The sequence below is a fragment of the Pseudomonas sp. LBUM1649 genome, from assembly GCF_059716155.1.
Genome location: NZ_CP166807.1, coordinates 2114548 through 2129756, shown reverse-complemented (window position 1 = coordinate 2129756; position 15209 = coordinate 2114548). Strand labels below are relative to the sequence as shown.

Below are 15209 nucleotides of genomic sequence, written 5' to 3'. Positions count from 1 at the left end.
TATCCCTATTGCCAAACTTTCCGTCTACAAAATCAAAAACATTATTTGCTTTATTTGTATACAAAAGCATAATCCACTTCGTGCGAGTTCTTGACCTAATGGTCAACAAATTCGCAAGTGCCTCAAAGGGCCGCTGCCACCCTCATGGGTCCGGCCCTGGAAATAACAATAAAACTCTTGAGGAGTACCTCGCTGTGGAAAGCCGCAAATCCGAAGCATCGACGCTGGATCTCTCGCCGCCTTTACGCAATGGCTGGCTGGAGCGCATCTTTAAACTCAGCTTGCATGGCACCACGGTGAAGACCGAGTTGATTGCCGGTCTGACAACCTTCATCACCATGGCCTACATCATCTTCGTCAACCCCAACATCATGGCGGACGCCGGGATCGACCATGGCGCGGCGTTCGTCGCCACCTGCATTGCCGCCGCCCTGGGCTGCCTGTTGATGGGCCTGTACGCCAACTGGCCGGTCGGCCTGGCACCGGGCATGGGCCTGAACGCTTTCTTCACCTACACCGTGGTCGGCACCATGGGTTACAACTGGGAAACCGCGCTGGGTGCGGTCTTCGTGTCCGGCGTGCTGTTCATGATCCTGACCTTCTCGCGAATCCGCGAATGGCTGCTCAACAGCATCCCCGTCAGCTTGCGCTACGCCATGGGCGCTGGCGTAGGCCTGTTCCTCGGGTTGATCGGCTTGAAAACCGCGGGCATCGTCGTCGATAGCCCGGCCACGTTGATCAAGCTCGGTTCACTGCGCGAGCCTGGCCCGCTGCTCGCCGCCGTGTGCTTCCTGATGATCGCCATCCTCAGCTACCACAAGGTGTTCGGCGCGATCCTCATCAGCATCATCACCGTGACCCTGGCCGGTTGGGGCCTGGGTCTGGTGCACTACGAGGGCATCATGTCGGCCCCGCCGAGCCTGGCCCCGACCTGGATGGCCATGAACGTTGCCGGCGTGTTCAACATCAGCATGATCAGCGTGGTGCTGGCCTTCCTCTTCGTGCACATGTTCGACACCGCCGGTACCTTGATGGGTGTGGCCCAGCGCGCCAACCTGGTGGGCGCTGACGGTCGGATCGAAAACCTCTCGCGCGCCATGAAAGCCGACAGTGCTTCCAGTGTTTTTGGTGCGGTAGTCGGCGTTCCACCCGTCACCAGCTACGTGGAAAGTGCCGCGGGCGTGGCAGCAGGTGGTCGGACTGGTCTTACCGCAGTGACCGTAGGTGTGTTATTTATTGCGGCCATGTTCTTCGCTCCGCTGGCCGGGATGATCCCCGCCTATGCAACGGCCGGTGCGCTGATCTATGTGGCCATGTTGATGATGGGCGGCATGGCCCACATCGAATGGGACGAGGCGACCGACAGTATTCCGGCGATCGTCACGGCAATCATGATGCCCCTGACCTTCTCGGTCGCCGACGGCATCGCGCTGGGCTTCATCACCTATGTGGCGCTGAAGGCCGGCACCGGCAAGTACAAGGAAATTTCCGTCAGCCTGTGGGTGCTCTGCGCAATTTTCATTGCCAAGTTCATCTTCCTGTAACTCTCGGCGGTACGCGCTTCAAACCAGCCTCACCCCGTCGGGTGAGGCTTTTGTGCAAATGGAGGAAAGTGATGAGTCTGGAAACCTGGCTGCTGTTCAGCGGCGCTGCGCTGGTGGTAATCCTGATCCCGGGACCACTGTCGCTGTTGATGATCAGCAACAGCCTGAACTTCGGCCTGCGCCGTTCCTATCCGGCGTTTCTCGGCGGCGTGAGCGCCTCGATCTGCCTGCTCAGTGCCTCGGCGCTGGGTCTGGGGGCTTTGTTGCTGGCGTCCGAACAGTTGTTCAGCGCACTGAAAATCGTCGGTGCGCTGTACCTGTTCTACCTCGCCTGGCAAAGCTGGCAGCAGTCGCGCCAACCGTCCCACGGGGCCGAAGTGCCTCAGGCCGCAGCGGCGCCGCGCTTTCGCGCTCTGTTCGGGCGCGCCTTCATGCTGGGCGCGAGCAATCCGAAGGACATCCTGTTCTTCGCCGCGTTTCTGCCGCAATTTTTGAGCGCCGAACAACCGTTCCTGCCGCAACTACTGGTGATGATCGCCACCTGGACCGTACTGGACCTGCTGTGCAAACTTGCCTACGGCCTCGGCGCCCATGGCGCGGCGCGGTATCTGCGCAGTGGCAAGGGCCAGAACTGGTTCAACCGGGTCAGTGCCGGACTGTTCGGCGGTGCCGGAGCAGCTTCATTGCTCAGTGGTCATTAAGGCCCCCTGAGGCAAATCGGCACACAAGTTGCTCGGTTCTGGCACCCCCACGCCGGAATCGAGCATGCTCCACTCCCACCTCACCACCCTCAACGCCGTTTCCCTGGTGCTCGACACCTTCAAGGCCGAAGGCCTGCCCAGCGACACCTTGCTCGCCGGCAGCGGCATCAGCACCGCGGATTTGTGCCGTGCGGACACGCGCATCACCACCAATCAAGAGATGCAGGTCTGCGCCAACGCCGTCGCGCTCAAGCGCGATATCGGCCTGGAACTGGGTCGACGCATGCACGTTTCGTCCTACGGCATGCTCGGCTACGCCCTGCTCACCAGTGCCACCTTCGGTGACGCATTGCGCCTGGCGATGCGTTATCCGGCGCTGTTGGGAACACTTTTCGAACTGAGCCTGGAAGAGGACGACGAGCGCGTCTGGTTTGTCGCCGCCGATTACCGGGAGAATCCGGCGCTGGCAGTGTTCAACGCCGAGTTCTGCCTGGTGTCGTTGAAAGTCATCGGCGATGACCTGCTCGGGCATGCCCTGCCGCTGCTGGCCGCGCGCTTCGAACATGCCGCGCCCGACTACGAGGCAACCTACGCCGAACACTTCAACTGCCCGCTGCACTTCGGGGCACGCAACAATGCCTTCGCCTTCGACCCGCGCTGGCTGGACCAACCCTTGCCACTGGCCGATGTCATCACCCACCAGGCCATGGCCGAGCGTTGCCGCAAGCAGAATACCGAGTTTACCGGGCGCCAGGCCTGGCTGGGGCGGATCCGTCAGTTGCTCGGTGCACAATTGCATGCGGCACCGGGGCTCGAAGGATTGGCCGAGCAGATGAATTGTTCGGCACGCACGTTGCGCCGGCATCTCAAGGATCTGGGCTGCAGCTATCAGGAATTGCTCGATGAGCTCAGATTCGAGCAGGCCAAGCTGTTGCTCTGTGAAGACCAGATGCCGATCTACCGTATCGCCGAAGCATTGGGTTTCAGCGAGACCGCGAGTTTCCGCCATGCGTTTGTGCGCTGGAGTGGTGTGGCGCCGAGCCAGTTCAGGCCCTGAAGAGCAAAAGGCCAGTATATAACAACTGGATTGGGGGATATCCATTGCTGCGGTAACGGCCACTTATGGTTTCGCCCTTACGGCGAGTCCCTTTTTCAAACGAGCCAAAAAGGAACCAAAAGGCTTTGCCCCACCACTCGGTGCCTCGCTAGAGCTCGGCATGCCCTCTCTCCGGCCATCGTGGTTTAACGGGGCGCCCAAATCTAAAGCCAAAGCGAGGCGGCCTGACAGCCGACCTGATTTCAAGTGAACACTTTCCCTGTAGGAGCGAGCATGCTCGCGATGGACGTCAACGATAACGCGCCCTGTCTGGATGAACACGTTGTCTGGACGTTTTTCGCGAGCATGCTCGCTCCTACAAGGGGATCGCGGACAGACCTGGAATCAGGTCGGCTGTCAGGCCGCCTCGCGTTGTTTTTGCTTTTGATTTTCTTGCCATATCGAGAGGCTTCGTTCCGGTTCTGCGCAGTGGGCAAACCGGCATGGATGGCCGATGGCGGCGGGCCCTGTAGGAGCGAGTATGCTCCGGGCGGCGTTCCGACGAAAAACCTGAGAGCACCACGGGGAGTCAGGCTCCCCGCGTCATCGTTGACCTCCATCGCGAGCAAGCTCGCTCCTACAGGCTCTTCCAAGTGACCCGCTGTAAGAGCGGAACCATAAGTTGCCGTTACCGCAGCAATGGATATACACCCAATCCAAATATGCCCCCCAACCTAAAGTGAACAGTATTCGCATCATCCAGGGGCGAATTTCGGTCAAATATTTTGGCCACATCAATCCCCTTTTGGCCTTTCCTGCCGTTCTCCGAAATCGTCCACGCCGCAAGACTGTGTGCAACCGAACCCGCCTGCGGAGAACAACAAAATGCTGACGATCTACTCGGACGATCACCACCTGCACCACGGCCGTTGCGAACTCATCGACGGGCAACTCAAGCCCTGCTTTGAAATGCCTTCGCGTGCGGATCATGTGCTGTCACGTGTGCAAAAGCAGAATTTGGGCCCCGTAGAAGCGCCGAAGGATTTTGGCCTGGGGCCAATTGAGCGCATCCACAGCCGCGACTATCTCGACTTTTTCAAAGGCGCCTGGGCACGCTGGACCGAATTCAACACCGACGGTGACTTGCTGCCTTACACTTGGCCGGCCCGTACCTTGCGCCGCGTCAAGCCCACCAGCCTGCACGGCGAACTGGGCTACTACAGCTTCGACGGCGGCGCGCCGATCACCGCCGGCACCTGGCAAGCAGCGTACAGCGCGGCGCAAGTCGCACTCACCGCACAGGCAGAAATCCAGCGCGGCGCCCGCAGTGCCTTCGCCCTGTGCCGTCCTCCGGGGCACCACGCCGCCAGCGACTTGATGGGTGGCTATTGCTACCTCAACAACGCTGCCATCGCCGCCCAGGCTTTTCTCGATCAGGGCCACAAGAAAGTCGCGATTCTCGATGTCGACTACCACCACGGCAACGGCACTCAGTCGATTTTCTATCAGCGCAGCGACGTGCTGTTCACCTCGATCCATGGCCACCCGGAAGCCGAGTTCCCGTTCTTCCTCGGCTATGAAGACGAACCCGGCGAAGGTCCCGGCGAAGGCTTCAACTTCAACTACCCGCTGCCCGCGGGCAGCGGCTGGGATACCTGGAGCGCTGCGCTGGAGCAAGCCTGCAAAGAGATCGAACGCTACGGCGCCGATATTGTTGTCGTGTCCCTGGGTGTCGACACCTTCAAGGACGATCCGATCTCCCAATTCAAGCTCGACAGCCCCGATTACCTGGCCATGGGCACACGCATCGCCAAGCTCGGCGTGCCGACGCTGTTCGTGATGGAAGGCGGTTACGCGGTAGAAGAGATCGGCATCAACGCCGTCAACGTTCTTGAAGGCTTTGAAAACGCTTAACGAGGAATCGCCAAACAATGAAAAATCTCAAGCGGTTTATCGTTCCTGCCCTGTGCGCCACGGTGCTCGGTAGCGGCGCTCACGCAGAAGAACGAACGTTGCGCGTCTACAACTGGTTCGACTACATCACCCCCAAGGCCCTGGAAGATTTCAAGACCCAGAACATCCAGACCAAACTGGTCTATGACATCTTCGACACCAACGAAGCGCTGGAAGCCAAGCTGTTGACCGGCAACTCCGGCTACGACGTGGTGGTGCCGTCCAACGTGTTCCTGGCCAAGCAGATCGAAGCCGGCGTGTTCCAGCCACTGGATCGCAGCAAACTGCCGAACTGGAACCACCTCGATCCCAAGCTGATGAAGCTGATCGAGGCCAACGACCCGGGCAACCAGTTCGCCGTCCCGTACATGTACGGCACCATCCTGATCGGCTTCAACCCGGACAAGGTCAAGGCCGTGCTCGGTGACAATGCGCCGGTGGACAGCTGGGACCTGATCTTCAAGGAAGAGAACATCAGCAAGCTCAAGCAGTGCGGCGTCGCCCTGCTCGACTCGCCTTCGGAGATCCTGCCCTTGGCCCTGCAACACCTTGGCCTGGACCCCAACAGCAAAAAGCCTGCGGACTACGACAAGGCTGAAGCGCTGCTGATGAAGATCCGTCCGCACATCACCTACTTTCACTCGTCCAAGTACATGGCCGACATCGCCAACGGTGACATCTGCGTCGCCGTCGGTTACTCCGGCAGTTTCTCCCAGGCCGCCAACCGCGCCAAGGAAGCCAAGAACGGTGTGGTCGTGGACATGCGCCTGCCCAAGGAAGGCGCACCGATCTGGTTCGACATGCTCGCCATTCCCAAAGGCGCGAAGAACCCGCAAGACGCCTACACCTTCATCAACTACCTGCTGCAACCCCAGGTGATCGCACCGGTCAGTGACTTCGTGGGTTATCCGAACCCGAACAAGGACGCAACGGAACTCGTCGACCCGGCGATTCGCAACAACCCGAACCTGTACCCGACCGAAACGGCAATGGGCACGCTCTACACCCTGCAACCGCTGCCCCGCGATGCCGAACGCGCACGTACCCGGGCCTGGACCAAGATCAAGTCGGGGACTTGAAACGACGCTGAATGGTGGGGTGAAGACTTGCCCGAACAACCAACCTGCTTTGGGTTCCGCAGATACGACCTGTGCCCGCCAGGACTCGCGTTTTCAGCGAGTTCTGGTTGTACAGCAGCCCCGGCCTCATTCACGCCAAACCTTTTTCAATCGTTCGAGTGCCGCGCTGATCGCCTCCTCCGGCACCGCGGCAAACCCCAACACCAGCCCGGCGCGTTGATCCGGCGTGTTTTTCGAATCCGGTAGCCAGTAGCTGCTCAGGCCATTGATCTCGACATCGACGCTGGCCGCGGCATCTATCAGTTCCTGTTCGCGGGCTTGAGTGTCGACCGCCACCGTCATGTGCAACCCGGCGGCCACGCTTGGCAGGTGACCGACACCCGCAATATCCGCGGGCCAATTGGCCAATAGGGTGTTGCGGCGGCTCAACGCGGCACGACGCATGCGCCGCACGTGGCGCTGAAAATGTCCGGCGGCCATGAACTCGGCCATTATTGCCTGGGTGCTCACCTCGGAATGCCGGACATCCACCGCCCGCCGCTGGGCAAACGCCTCGACCAATGCCGGCGGCAGCACCAGATAGCCCAGGCGCAGGGCGGGAAAGGCCACTTTGCCGAACGTACCGACATAGAGCACCCGCCCGTGACGATCGAGCGCGGCCAACGGTGCCAGTGGTGCGCCGCTGTAACGGTACTCGCCGTCATAATCGTCCTCGACGATCCAGCCTTGGCTGCGCTCGGCCCAGGCCAGCAATTCCAGGCGTCGCGCCAGACTCATCACCACACCCATGGGGTATTGATGCGAGGGCGTCACGTAAGCCAGACGACAATTGCCCAGGCGCGCCAGTTCGCCGCAGTCAATGCCCTCGCTGTCCACCGAGACACCGTGCAATCGCCCACCGGCCACCGCAAACGCATGACCGGCCGCCCGATACCCGGGGTTTTCAACCGCCACCCCATCCCCCGGTTCCACCAGCAACTGCGCACACAGGCTGATCCCTTGCTGCGCGCCGCTGGTCACGACGATTTGCTCCGCCGTGCACTGCATGCCGCGAGAACTGCGCAAATACGCCGCGATCATCCCGCGCAATCGCGCATCACCTTGCGGCGCGCCATAACACAGCTGCTGCAGATCCGGTTTGCGCCAGAACGCCGCATTCAGCTTGGCCCACACCTCGAACGGAAACAGATCGAATGCCGGCACGCCGACCCGAAAGGCCCGCGGCGGACCGCTCGGAGGTGTCGGCAAATGGTTGTTTTCCAACCGTACCAATGCACCGCTGCGGACGACTTTATCGGCCGCCACCACAGGCACTTCCAGGCCCTTGGCAGAGGAGCCCGGCGGCACTTTCGGCGCGGTTTTCCTGCCCGGCAACGGTGCCTTGGGCAATTGCGCGACATAGGTCCCGTCACCCACCCGACCTTCGATAAACCCTTCGGCGTAGAGCTGATCGTAGGCCCGCACCACGCTGTTACGGGAAATCGCCAAGGCCGCCGCAAGATCCCGACTCGCCGGTAATCGCGTACCGCTGGCCAGTCGCCCGTCGAGCACTCGTACCCGCAAGGCCTGATAGAGCTGGCGACTCAAGCCCTGGCGGCGGTCGAGTTCGATACCCGCCGGGTTGAAGGACAAGGACAGCGGCGCATCCGTCATGACAATGGACCTATGAAATTTTTCGTTAATGGCTCTTACAACAGACCAATAGCCTGCCTAGGATGCAGGCATCTGCCAAGGAATATTTCCATGTATACGCCCCGCGCTTTTGCCTTCAATGATTTGAATGAGTTGCAGCAACAGATCCTCGGCACCCGCCTCGCCCTGCTGGTTACCCATGGCGAACAAGGCCTGCAAGCCAGTCATCTGCCCTTGCTGCTGAACGCCGACGAGGGTCCGAACGGTACCCTGTATGGCCATTTTGCCAAGGCCAATCCCCAGTGGAAGGAACTGCAGGACGGCGCCGAAGCACTGGTCATTTTTGCCGGCGCCGACGCCTATGTGAGCCCCGGGTTTTACCCGAGCAAAGCCGAGGACGGCAAAGTCGTGCCGACCTGGAACTACGTGGCCGTACATGCCTATGGCAGCGCCGAAGTGTTCACCGATGCCGATCGCCTGCGCTCACTGGTCAGCGCCTTGACCGATCGTCATGAAGCCGGTCGCGCGCAACCGTGGAAAGTCGCCGATGCCCCCGCCGATTACATCGACGGCATGCTCAAGGCCATTGTCGGTTTCGCTCTGCCGATCCAGCGACTGGAAGGCAAACGCAAGCTCAGCCAGAACCGCAACGCCGCCGACATCGCCGGCGTGCGCGAAGGGCTGGCTGCCAGCCCGGACGCACACGACCAAGGCCTCGCCCAATTGATGCCTTAAGGAATGAACATGAGTCAGATCGACATCCGCCAAGTCAGCGCCAACGACCACGCCGCGTGGCTGCCGCTGTGGCAGGCCTACCTGCGCTTCTACAACACCGAACTGCCAGAGACCGTCAGCCAAACCACCTGGCAGCGCATGCTCGACCCGAACGAACCGACCCATGCCGCCCTCGCCTGGGCCGACGGCAAAGCGGTGGGCATGGTGCATTTCATCTACCATCGTTCCAACTGGAGCATTGAAAACGCCTGCTACCTGCAGGATTTGCTGGTAGCACCTGAAACCCGTGGTACCGGCGTTGGCCGCCAGTTGATCGAATTCGTCTACGCCACGGCCAAGGCCGACGGTTGCAGCAAGGTGCATTGGCTGACCCACGAAACCAACGCCACCGCGATCCAGCTCTACGAGCGCATCGCCGAGCGTCCGGGTCTCATCCAGTTTCGCAAAGCCATTTAAGTTTCAAGGAGAACAGCATGTCGACTTCACTCGCCGATTGGAAAGGCGTCCCGGCCCCTACGGTCCAACTGATCGAAGGGCGTTTCATCCGCCTGGAAAAACTCGACCCGGCGCGCCACGGCGACGACTTGTTCAACGCCCTGCAAGGCCCAGGCAGAGATCCGAAACTGTGGGATTACCTGCCTTACGGTCCTTTCCCGCAACGCAGCGCATTCAACGACTGGCTGAACAACCACGCCGCCAGTAGCGATCCCTACTTCTTCAGCGTGATCGACCGCGCCAGCGGCGAGGTGCAAGGCATCCTCAGCCTGATGTCGATCGTCCCGGCCCAGGGCCGCATCGAAATTGGCCACGTGACCTTCGGCGCGCCGATGCAACGCTCACCCAAAAGCACCGAGGCCGTCTATCTGCTGGCCAAAGAATCGTTCGCCCTCGGCTACCGGCGTCTTGAGTGGAAATGCAACAACGGCAATGCCCGCTCCAAGTACGCGGCCGAGCGCCTGGGGTTCAGTTTCGAAGGCGTCTTCCGCCAGCATATGGTGGTCAAAGGGCAGAACCGCGATACCGCCTGGTATTCGATCATCGATTCGGAATGGCCGGCGATTGGCACGGGGTTCGAACGCTGGTTGAGTGATGAAAACCAGACGGATTCGGGGCAGGTCAAAGGCTTGGCGGAGTGTCGGGGGTAAACTGACGTGGCCGTCGAGGCTCTCGGCACGCAAGGTGCCTTGGCCTCGGTGTTCACCTTGGATAAAGCGCGCGAACAAACTCCTTACCTCCTCTTACATCTTCGAACCCCGCGTACAAAGAAAACTTACATTGCCTCCCTATAATCGGCACTTGAACAACAAAAAGACCGATTACACGGAGAGTTTCAAATGCCCTTTACACGGACTGTTCTAGCGTTGTCCCTCGGCCTGATTTTTTCGCAAAGTCAGGCCCAGGCGGCGCCGCCGCTGTCGCTCACCAACGGCAACTCCGAGCTGACTGCGCAAATTAGCAATGCCTGGATTGAAATCAACAAGACCGCGTTAGTGCACAATATCCGTACCTTGCAAGCGGAGCTGGCCGGCAAGTCGAAACTCTGTGCGGTACTGAAGGCCGACGCTTATGGTCATGGTATCGGGCTGGTGGTGCCTTCGGTGATCGCGCTGGGGGTACCCTGTGTGGCAATCGCCAGTAACGAAGAGGCACGAGTGGTTCGCCAAAGCGGCTTCAAGGGCCAGTTGATCCGTGTTCGCAACGCCACCCTGGGTGAGCTGGAAAATGCTCTGCAGTACAACGTCGAAGAACTGGTTGGCAACCTCGATTTCGCCCGCCAGGCGGCCGACCTTGCACATAAACACGATCGCAAACTGCAGGTGCACCTCAGCCTCAACTCAAGCGGCATGAGCCGTAACGGCGTGGAAATGGCTACCGAACAGGGCAAGAAGGACGCCGTGGCAATCACAAAGGTACCGAATCTGGAAGTGGTCGCGATCATGACCCACTTCGCAGTGGAGGATAAGGACGACGTGCGCAAGGGCCTGGCAACCTTCAACGAACAAGCGGCCTGGCTGATGGATGTGGCTCAGCTCGATCGCAAGAAAATTACCCTGCACGCGGCCAATTCCTTCGCCACTCTGGAAGTACCCGAATCGCACTTGGACATGGTGCGCACGGGCGGCGCTTTGTTTGGCGATACCGTCATCTCGCGCACTGAATATCGGCGCGTGATGCAGTTCAAGTCGCGTGTGGCCTCGGTCAATAGCTATCCCGCTGGAAACACAGTGGGTTACGACCGCACCTTCACCCTGACACGTGATTCGAAACTTGCCAACATCACGGTCGGTTACTCCGACGGCTATCGCCGCGTGTTCACCAACAAAGGCGTGGTATTGATCAATGGTCATCGCGTGCCGGTAGTGGGCAAGGTTTCGATGAACACCCTGATGGTCGATGTCTCGGATGCACCCGACGTCAAGTCGGGAGACGAAGTGATGCTGTTTGGCAAGCAAGGCGCAAGCGAAGTCAGCCAGGCTGAAATCGAAGAGATCAACGGCGCGCTTCTGGCCGACCTTTACACCGTCTGGGGCAGTGCTAACCCGAAAATTCTGGTTGAGAAGTAGACGGAGTCGGGGCAGGTCAAAGGCCTGGCGGAGTGTCGTAGTTGAGGATTTTGTAGGAGCGAGCATGCTCGCGATGGACTCAAGAGCGCTGCGTTTAGCCAGTAAACACGCGTTATCGTTGACGACCATCGCGAGCATGCTCGCTCCTACAGTGGCGGTTGGCATTCGACTGTCATTTTCAGCCCTGCCGCAAGGCGCCATTGAACGCTGGCGTCAACCCCGACGACGCAAGCTTGCGCACAAAGGCGCCGATACGCTGCTGCTTGTAGGCGTCCACATCCAGGTCACGGTAATCGTAGAAACCCTGGCCATCGCGCAAGCCGTTGCGGCCGTTTTGCATGTTGTCGGCAATCACCTGTGGCGACTCGAAACGCGGTGCCAGCGCGCCACTCAGGTAACGCGAGGCGTAGTAGAGAGTGTCGCCTCCACCCCAGTCGATGAACTCGAGCAGGCCCAGCACCGAGAAGCGCAAACCGAAGCCGACGCGTACCGCGGTGTCGATATCTTCTGCGCTGGCCACGCCCTCTTCCACCATCCGTGCGGCTTCGTTCATCGCCAGTGCCTGAATGCGCGGCACGATATAGCCAGCCACCGGATTGCACACCACGGGCACCTTGCCGATCCGCTTGAGCAGTTGCAGCAGCCGCTCGACCACCTGTGGGCAGGTCGCTGCGCTGCGGCTGACTTCCACCAGTGGCATCAGGTGCGCGGGATTGAGCCAGTGCGCGTTGACGAAGCGCGCAGGCGTGCTGACCATTTCGCTCAACTCGGTGACCAGAAAGGTCGAGGTGGTCGACGCGATGATGGTCGACGCCGGGACATGCTCGCTGACCCAGGCGAAGGTCTGCTGCTTGACCTCGATGACTTCCGGCACGGCTTCGAACACCAGCTCGCACAGGCGCAATGCCTCGACGGCCCCGGATCTGGATTGCAGCGTCAACCGCGATAGCGCGATGTCCGCCTCAGCATCCGAAGGGGGGAAATCTCCAGTGCGGCTAATGGTTTTCCTCAGTCAACTGTCCCGCAGGCCACCCGCTCAGCTCGTCGATCCACGATTCCCCTTGTCATGAAATGAAAATTCGCTGTCGTGCAATGCGAGGTGGCCGCCCTCTACTACACCTAGAGTCGGAGCAAAACAACAACCGGGCCCAGCACCCGGAAACACGAGAGCCGACATGAGCAGATCCACCCGAACGAGCGAGACCGCCACCCCCACCCAGCGCCCCCCAGCAACCGGCCGAAAGCGCCGCGCTCGCAAGGATGGCGATCTCCCGGACAACACCCAGCAAAAAGCGCTGATTGGCACGGCTGCCAACCAGACCCTGGCAGCCAACCCGCTAGTCAGCGTGCGCGCGGCGGACCTGGCCAACTCGGCCGGTTGCCTGCTCAAGGCCGTGGGTAAGTCGCCGCTCAAGGCTGGCGCTCATCTGGGTGGCTACCTGAAGGCGCTGCGCGGCATCGTCGGTGGCAACTCCGGCATCGCGCCGGACCCGAAGGACAAGCGCTTCGCCGATCCGGCCTGGCAATCCAACGCCTTCCTGCGCGCGCTGCTGCAAAGCTACCTGGCCGGCCAAAGTGAGCTGACCCGCTTCATCGAATCCACTGACCTTGCCCCGCTGGAAAAGAGCCGAGCCCGGTTCGTAGCAACACTCCTGGCCGATGCAATGGCACCGAGCAATTCGCCGCTGACCAATCCGGCAGCGCTGCGCAAGCTGGTGGACACCGGTGGCATGAGCCTGGCCAGGGGCATCCGCCAATTCGGCGAGGATATGCTGAACAACCGTGGGCTACCGAGACAGGTCGACAGCACGCCGTTCAAGGTGGGGGAAAATATCGCCACGGCCAAGGGCGAAGTGGTGTTTCGCAACGAGATGTTCGAGCTGCTGCAGTTCGCACCCACCACCGAAAACGTCTATGCCCGGCCCTTGGTGATGTCGCCGCCACAAATCAACAAGTACTACGCCATCGACCTGTCGCCGGAGAAAAGCCTGATCAAGTGGATCCAGGACAGCGGCGTCAACCTCTTCGTCATCAGCTGGCGCAATCCCACCCGCGAGCACCGTGACTGGGGCTTGTCGGATTACGCGCTGTGCCTCGACCAGGCTGTGGACGTGGCGCGCAGGATCACCGGTAGCCCGGATGTGAACATGTGGGGCTCCTGCTCGGGCGGCATCACCCTGGCGGCCTACCTGGGCTGGCTGGCGGCCCGTGGCGATGGCCATAAGGTGGCCAACACCAGCTGGGCCGTGTGCGTGCTCGACATGCCTTCGGCGCTGGACGACACCACCCTGGGGCTGTTCACCACCCCGTCCGCCCTGCGCGCTGCCAAGGCCAGCTCCCGGCGCAAGGGTGTCCTGAGCGGCCAGGGCATGGCCCGCATGTTCGCCTGGATGCGGCCCAACGACCTGATCTGGAACTACTGGGTCAACAACTACTTGCTTGGCAACAAGCCGCCGGCCTTCGACATCCTGGCCTGGAACAACGACACCACGCGACTACCCGCCCAACTGCACGCCGACTACCTCGACCTGGTCCAGCAGAACCCCTACAGCAACCCGGGCGCCCTGGAGATTGCCGGCGAGTCGATCGACATGACCCAGGTGAAAGTGGGAGCCTATGTGGTTGGCGGCACCACCGACCACATCACACCCTGGCAGGGCTGCTACGGCACCGCCCGGCTGTTTGGCGAGGACTCAACCTACGTGCTGTCCAACGCCGGCCACCTGCAGAGCCTGGTGAACCCGCCGGGCAACCCCAAGTCGTTCTACTACGCGGCGCCTGCCGCCGATGAGACCCCGCAAATCTGGCTGCAAAACGCTGGCGAGCGCCAGCAAGGCAGCTGGTGGCCGCATTGGCGCGAATGGATCGGGCAGCGCTCGGGCGACAGCCTGCCGGCGCCGAAGAAGCTTGGCTCGCGCAAATACCCGCCCCTCTGCCCCGCACCTGGCACCTATGTTATGGAGCGTTGAGGCTGCCCTCTCCTCCTCGAGCTGAGCCCACGCCATCCGTGGGTTTCAGCGCTTTGCGCAGGTGAGGATCGGCCGGTCGTGACCGGCAGAGAACGGCCAATAGCAGCCACTTGCAGTAGGCATACCCTGTCTTTCTAGCCCGCCTCTCAGGAGAGCAAATGACCAGGAAACTACCGAACTTAACTTCGTGATCATCGGGGTGGCAAACCTGCATTGCCGGTCGCTTATTTCCTGCGTCGTACCAATCGCTGCTCTTGAAAAAGCCAAACTGACTTGCAGAAACTCCACCGCGCCAACAAGCAGATACCTCTGCAAACCGCCAGTCGGAAATGTCGACGAAACTAAGCGGATAACGCGTGATGCGAGCCATTTGGGCCACAAAAACGGCCTGTCTACTATGCTCAATGGGTTGAAGTAAACGTCGCTAACGACAGAGGTGGGGGCCGACTGCATCGCAAGCGTAATGCGGAGGCGGAGATGGCATCGATATCCAGAAGACTCTTCCTGAAAGTGGGAGGTGGGGTTGCCGCAAGCGTGGCAATTGGGCTGCCCGAACTCACACAAGCAGCAACACCAAAGTCATCGGTAGAGGGGCGAGTCAATCTCCCCTACCAAACGAAAGCGCTCACCAAAGCTCAAAAATTGCAGGTCAACACGCCGGTCCTATTTTCTTATCCCGACGCGGCCTCACCTTGCGCATTAATCAAGATGGGCACCCCCGTTCCAGGTGGTGTCGGCCCAGAGCGCGACATCGTCGCCTACAGCACGCTATGCACGCACATGGGTTGTCCAGTCGCCTATGACTCGGGACAGAAGTTGTTCAAATGCCCCTGTCATTTCAGCATTTTCGACCCTGAGAATATTGGCCAAATGGTGTCCGGCCAAGCCACAGAGAACCTGCCGAGCATAGTGCTTGAGTACAACCCCAATGACGATTCGGTACATGCAGTTGCCGTCGAAGGGTTGATCTACGGACGTCAGTCCAACCTCCTTTGA

The 15209-nt window shown here is 60.5% G+C and carries 12 protein-coding genes and 1 pseudogene; 11 read left to right on the top strand and 2 right to left on the bottom strand.

Annotation, left to right across the window (positions count from 1 at the left end):
* Positions 1-194: 194 nt before the first annotated feature.
* The 5 genes from ACA058_RS09780 (at position 195) to ACA058_RS09760 (ending at position 6313) form a co-directional block, all read left to right on the top strand.
* On the top strand, positions 195-1544 hold the full coding sequence (locus tag ACA058_RS09780) for an NCS2 family permease (protein ID WP_497638887.1): 1350 nt from the start codon (positions 195-197) through the stop codon (positions 1542-1544).
* Between the two features lie 71 nt (positions 1545-1615).
* Positions 1616-2245, top strand: coding sequence for a LysE family translocator (locus ACA058_RS09775; protein WP_497638886.1), 630 nt, complete (start codon positions 1616-1618; stop codon positions 2243-2245).
* 64 nt (positions 2246-2309) lie between these two features.
* Positions 2310-3302: an AraC family transcriptional regulator gene (locus tag ACA058_RS09770; protein WP_497638885.1), complete on the top strand. Its 993-nt coding sequence runs from the start codon at positions 2310-2312 to the stop codon at positions 3300-3302.
* An 864-nt stretch (positions 3303-4166) separates the two neighbouring features.
* A complete protein-coding gene (locus ACA058_RS09765) occupies positions 4167-5195 on the top strand; it encodes a histone deacetylase family protein (protein WP_497638884.1) in 1029 nt (342 codons plus the stop codon).
* A 17-nt stretch (positions 5196-5212) separates the two neighbouring features.
* Complete coding sequence (locus ACA058_RS09760) at positions 5213-6313, top strand: polyamine ABC transporter substrate-binding protein (protein WP_497638883.1); 1101 nt, start codon at positions 5213-5215, stop codon at positions 6311-6313.
* A gap of 126 nt (positions 6314-6439) precedes the next feature.
* Here the strand turns inward: ACA058_RS09760 and pdxR are convergent, their stop codons facing one another.
* Entirely contained in the window at positions 6440-7966 is a 1527-nt protein-coding gene (pdxR, locus tag ACA058_RS09755) for a MocR-like pyridoxine biosynthesis transcription factor PdxR (RefSeq protein ID WP_497638882.1), read from the bottom strand.
* Positions 7967-8056: 90 nt separating this feature from the next.
* Between pdxR and ACA058_RS09750 the strand changes: the two genes are divergently transcribed.
* From ACA058_RS09750 to alr, 4 genes are all read left to right on the top strand, one after another.
* Positions 8057-8680, top strand: coding sequence for an FMN-binding negative transcriptional regulator (locus ACA058_RS09750; protein ID WP_497638881.1), 624 nt, complete (start codon positions 8057-8059; stop codon positions 8678-8680).
* A gap of 9 nt (positions 8681-8689) precedes the next feature.
* Entirely contained in the window at positions 8690-9136 is a 447-nt protein-coding gene (locus tag ACA058_RS09745; RefSeq protein ID WP_497638880.1) for a GNAT family N-acetyltransferase, read from the top strand.
* Positions 9137-9153: 17 nt separating this feature from the next.
* Positions 9154-9825 (top strand): GNAT family N-acetyltransferase, encoded by a 672-nt coding sequence (locus tag ACA058_RS09740; protein WP_497638879.1) that lies wholly within the window; start codon positions 9154-9156, stop codon positions 9823-9825.
* Between the two features lie 189 nt (positions 9826-10014).
* The gene (gene alr / locus ACA058_RS09735; protein WP_497638878.1) at positions 10015-11244 is read left to right on the top strand and encodes an alanine racemase; all 1230 of its coding nucleotides are present in this window, start codon (positions 10015-10017) and stop codon (positions 11242-11244) included.
* A 178-nt stretch (positions 11245-11422) separates the two neighbouring features.
* On the opposite strand, the pseudogene ACA058_RS09730 reads toward alr, so the two are convergent.
* Positions 11423-12208: pseudogene (locus ACA058_RS09730) on the bottom strand (3-hydroxyacyl-CoA dehydrogenase NAD-binding domain-containing protein); the annotation flags it as partial.
* A 211-nt stretch (positions 12209-12419) separates the two neighbouring features.
* Here ACA058_RS09730 and ACA058_RS09725 point away from each other — a divergent pair.
* Both ACA058_RS09725 and ACA058_RS09720 read left to right on the top strand, forming a co-directional pair.
* The gene (locus ACA058_RS09725; protein WP_497638877.1) at positions 12420-14213 is read left to right on the top strand and encodes an alpha/beta fold hydrolase; all 1794 of its coding nucleotides are present in this window, start codon (positions 12420-12422) and stop codon (positions 14211-14213) included.
* Between the two features lie 477 nt (positions 14214-14690).
* Positions 14691-15209 (top strand): arsenate reductase (azurin) small subunit, encoded by a 519-nt coding sequence (locus ACA058_RS09720; protein ID WP_497638876.1) that lies wholly within the window; start codon positions 14691-14693, stop codon positions 15207-15209.

Bases quoted from the DNA above. Each gene is read 5' to 3' on its own strand.
- ACA058_RS09775 (WP_497638886.1), top strand. From the start codon at position 1,616: ATGAGTCTGGAAACCTGGCTGCTGTTCAGCGGCGCTGCGCTGGTGGTA.
- ACA058_RS09770 (WP_497638885.1), top strand. From the start codon at position 2,310: ATGCTCCACTCCCACCTCACCACCCTCAACGCCGTTTCCCTGGTGCTC.
- ACA058_RS09765 (WP_497638884.1), top strand. From the start codon at position 4,167: ATGCTGACGATCTACTCGGACGATCACCACCTGCACCACGGCCGTTGC.
- ACA058_RS09760 (WP_497638883.1), top strand. From the start codon at position 5,213: ATGAAAAATCTCAAGCGGTTTATCGTTCCTGCCCTGTGCGCCACGGTG.
- pdxR (WP_497638882.1), bottom strand. From the start codon at position 7,966: ATGACGGATGCGCCGCTGTCCTTGTCCTTCAACCCGGCGGGTATCGAA.
- ACA058_RS09750 (WP_497638881.1), top strand. From the start codon at position 8,057: ATGTATACGCCCCGCGCTTTTGCCTTCAATGATTTGAATGAGTTGCAG.
- ACA058_RS09745 (WP_497638880.1), top strand. From the start codon at position 8,690: ATGAGTCAGATCGACATCCGCCAAGTCAGCGCCAACGACCACGCCGCG.
- ACA058_RS09740 (WP_497638879.1), top strand. From the start codon at position 9,154: ATGTCGACTTCACTCGCCGATTGGAAAGGCGTCCCGGCCCCTACGGTC.
- alr (WP_497638878.1), top strand. From the start codon at position 10,015: ATGCCCTTTACACGGACTGTTCTAGCGTTGTCCCTCGGCCTGATTTTT.
- ACA058_RS09725 (WP_497638877.1), top strand. From the start codon at position 12,420: ATGAGCAGATCCACCCGAACGAGCGAGACCGCCACCCCCACCCAGCGC.
- ACA058_RS09720 (WP_497638876.1), top strand. From the start codon at position 14,691: ATGGCATCGATATCCAGAAGACTCTTCCTGAAAGTGGGAGGTGGGGTT.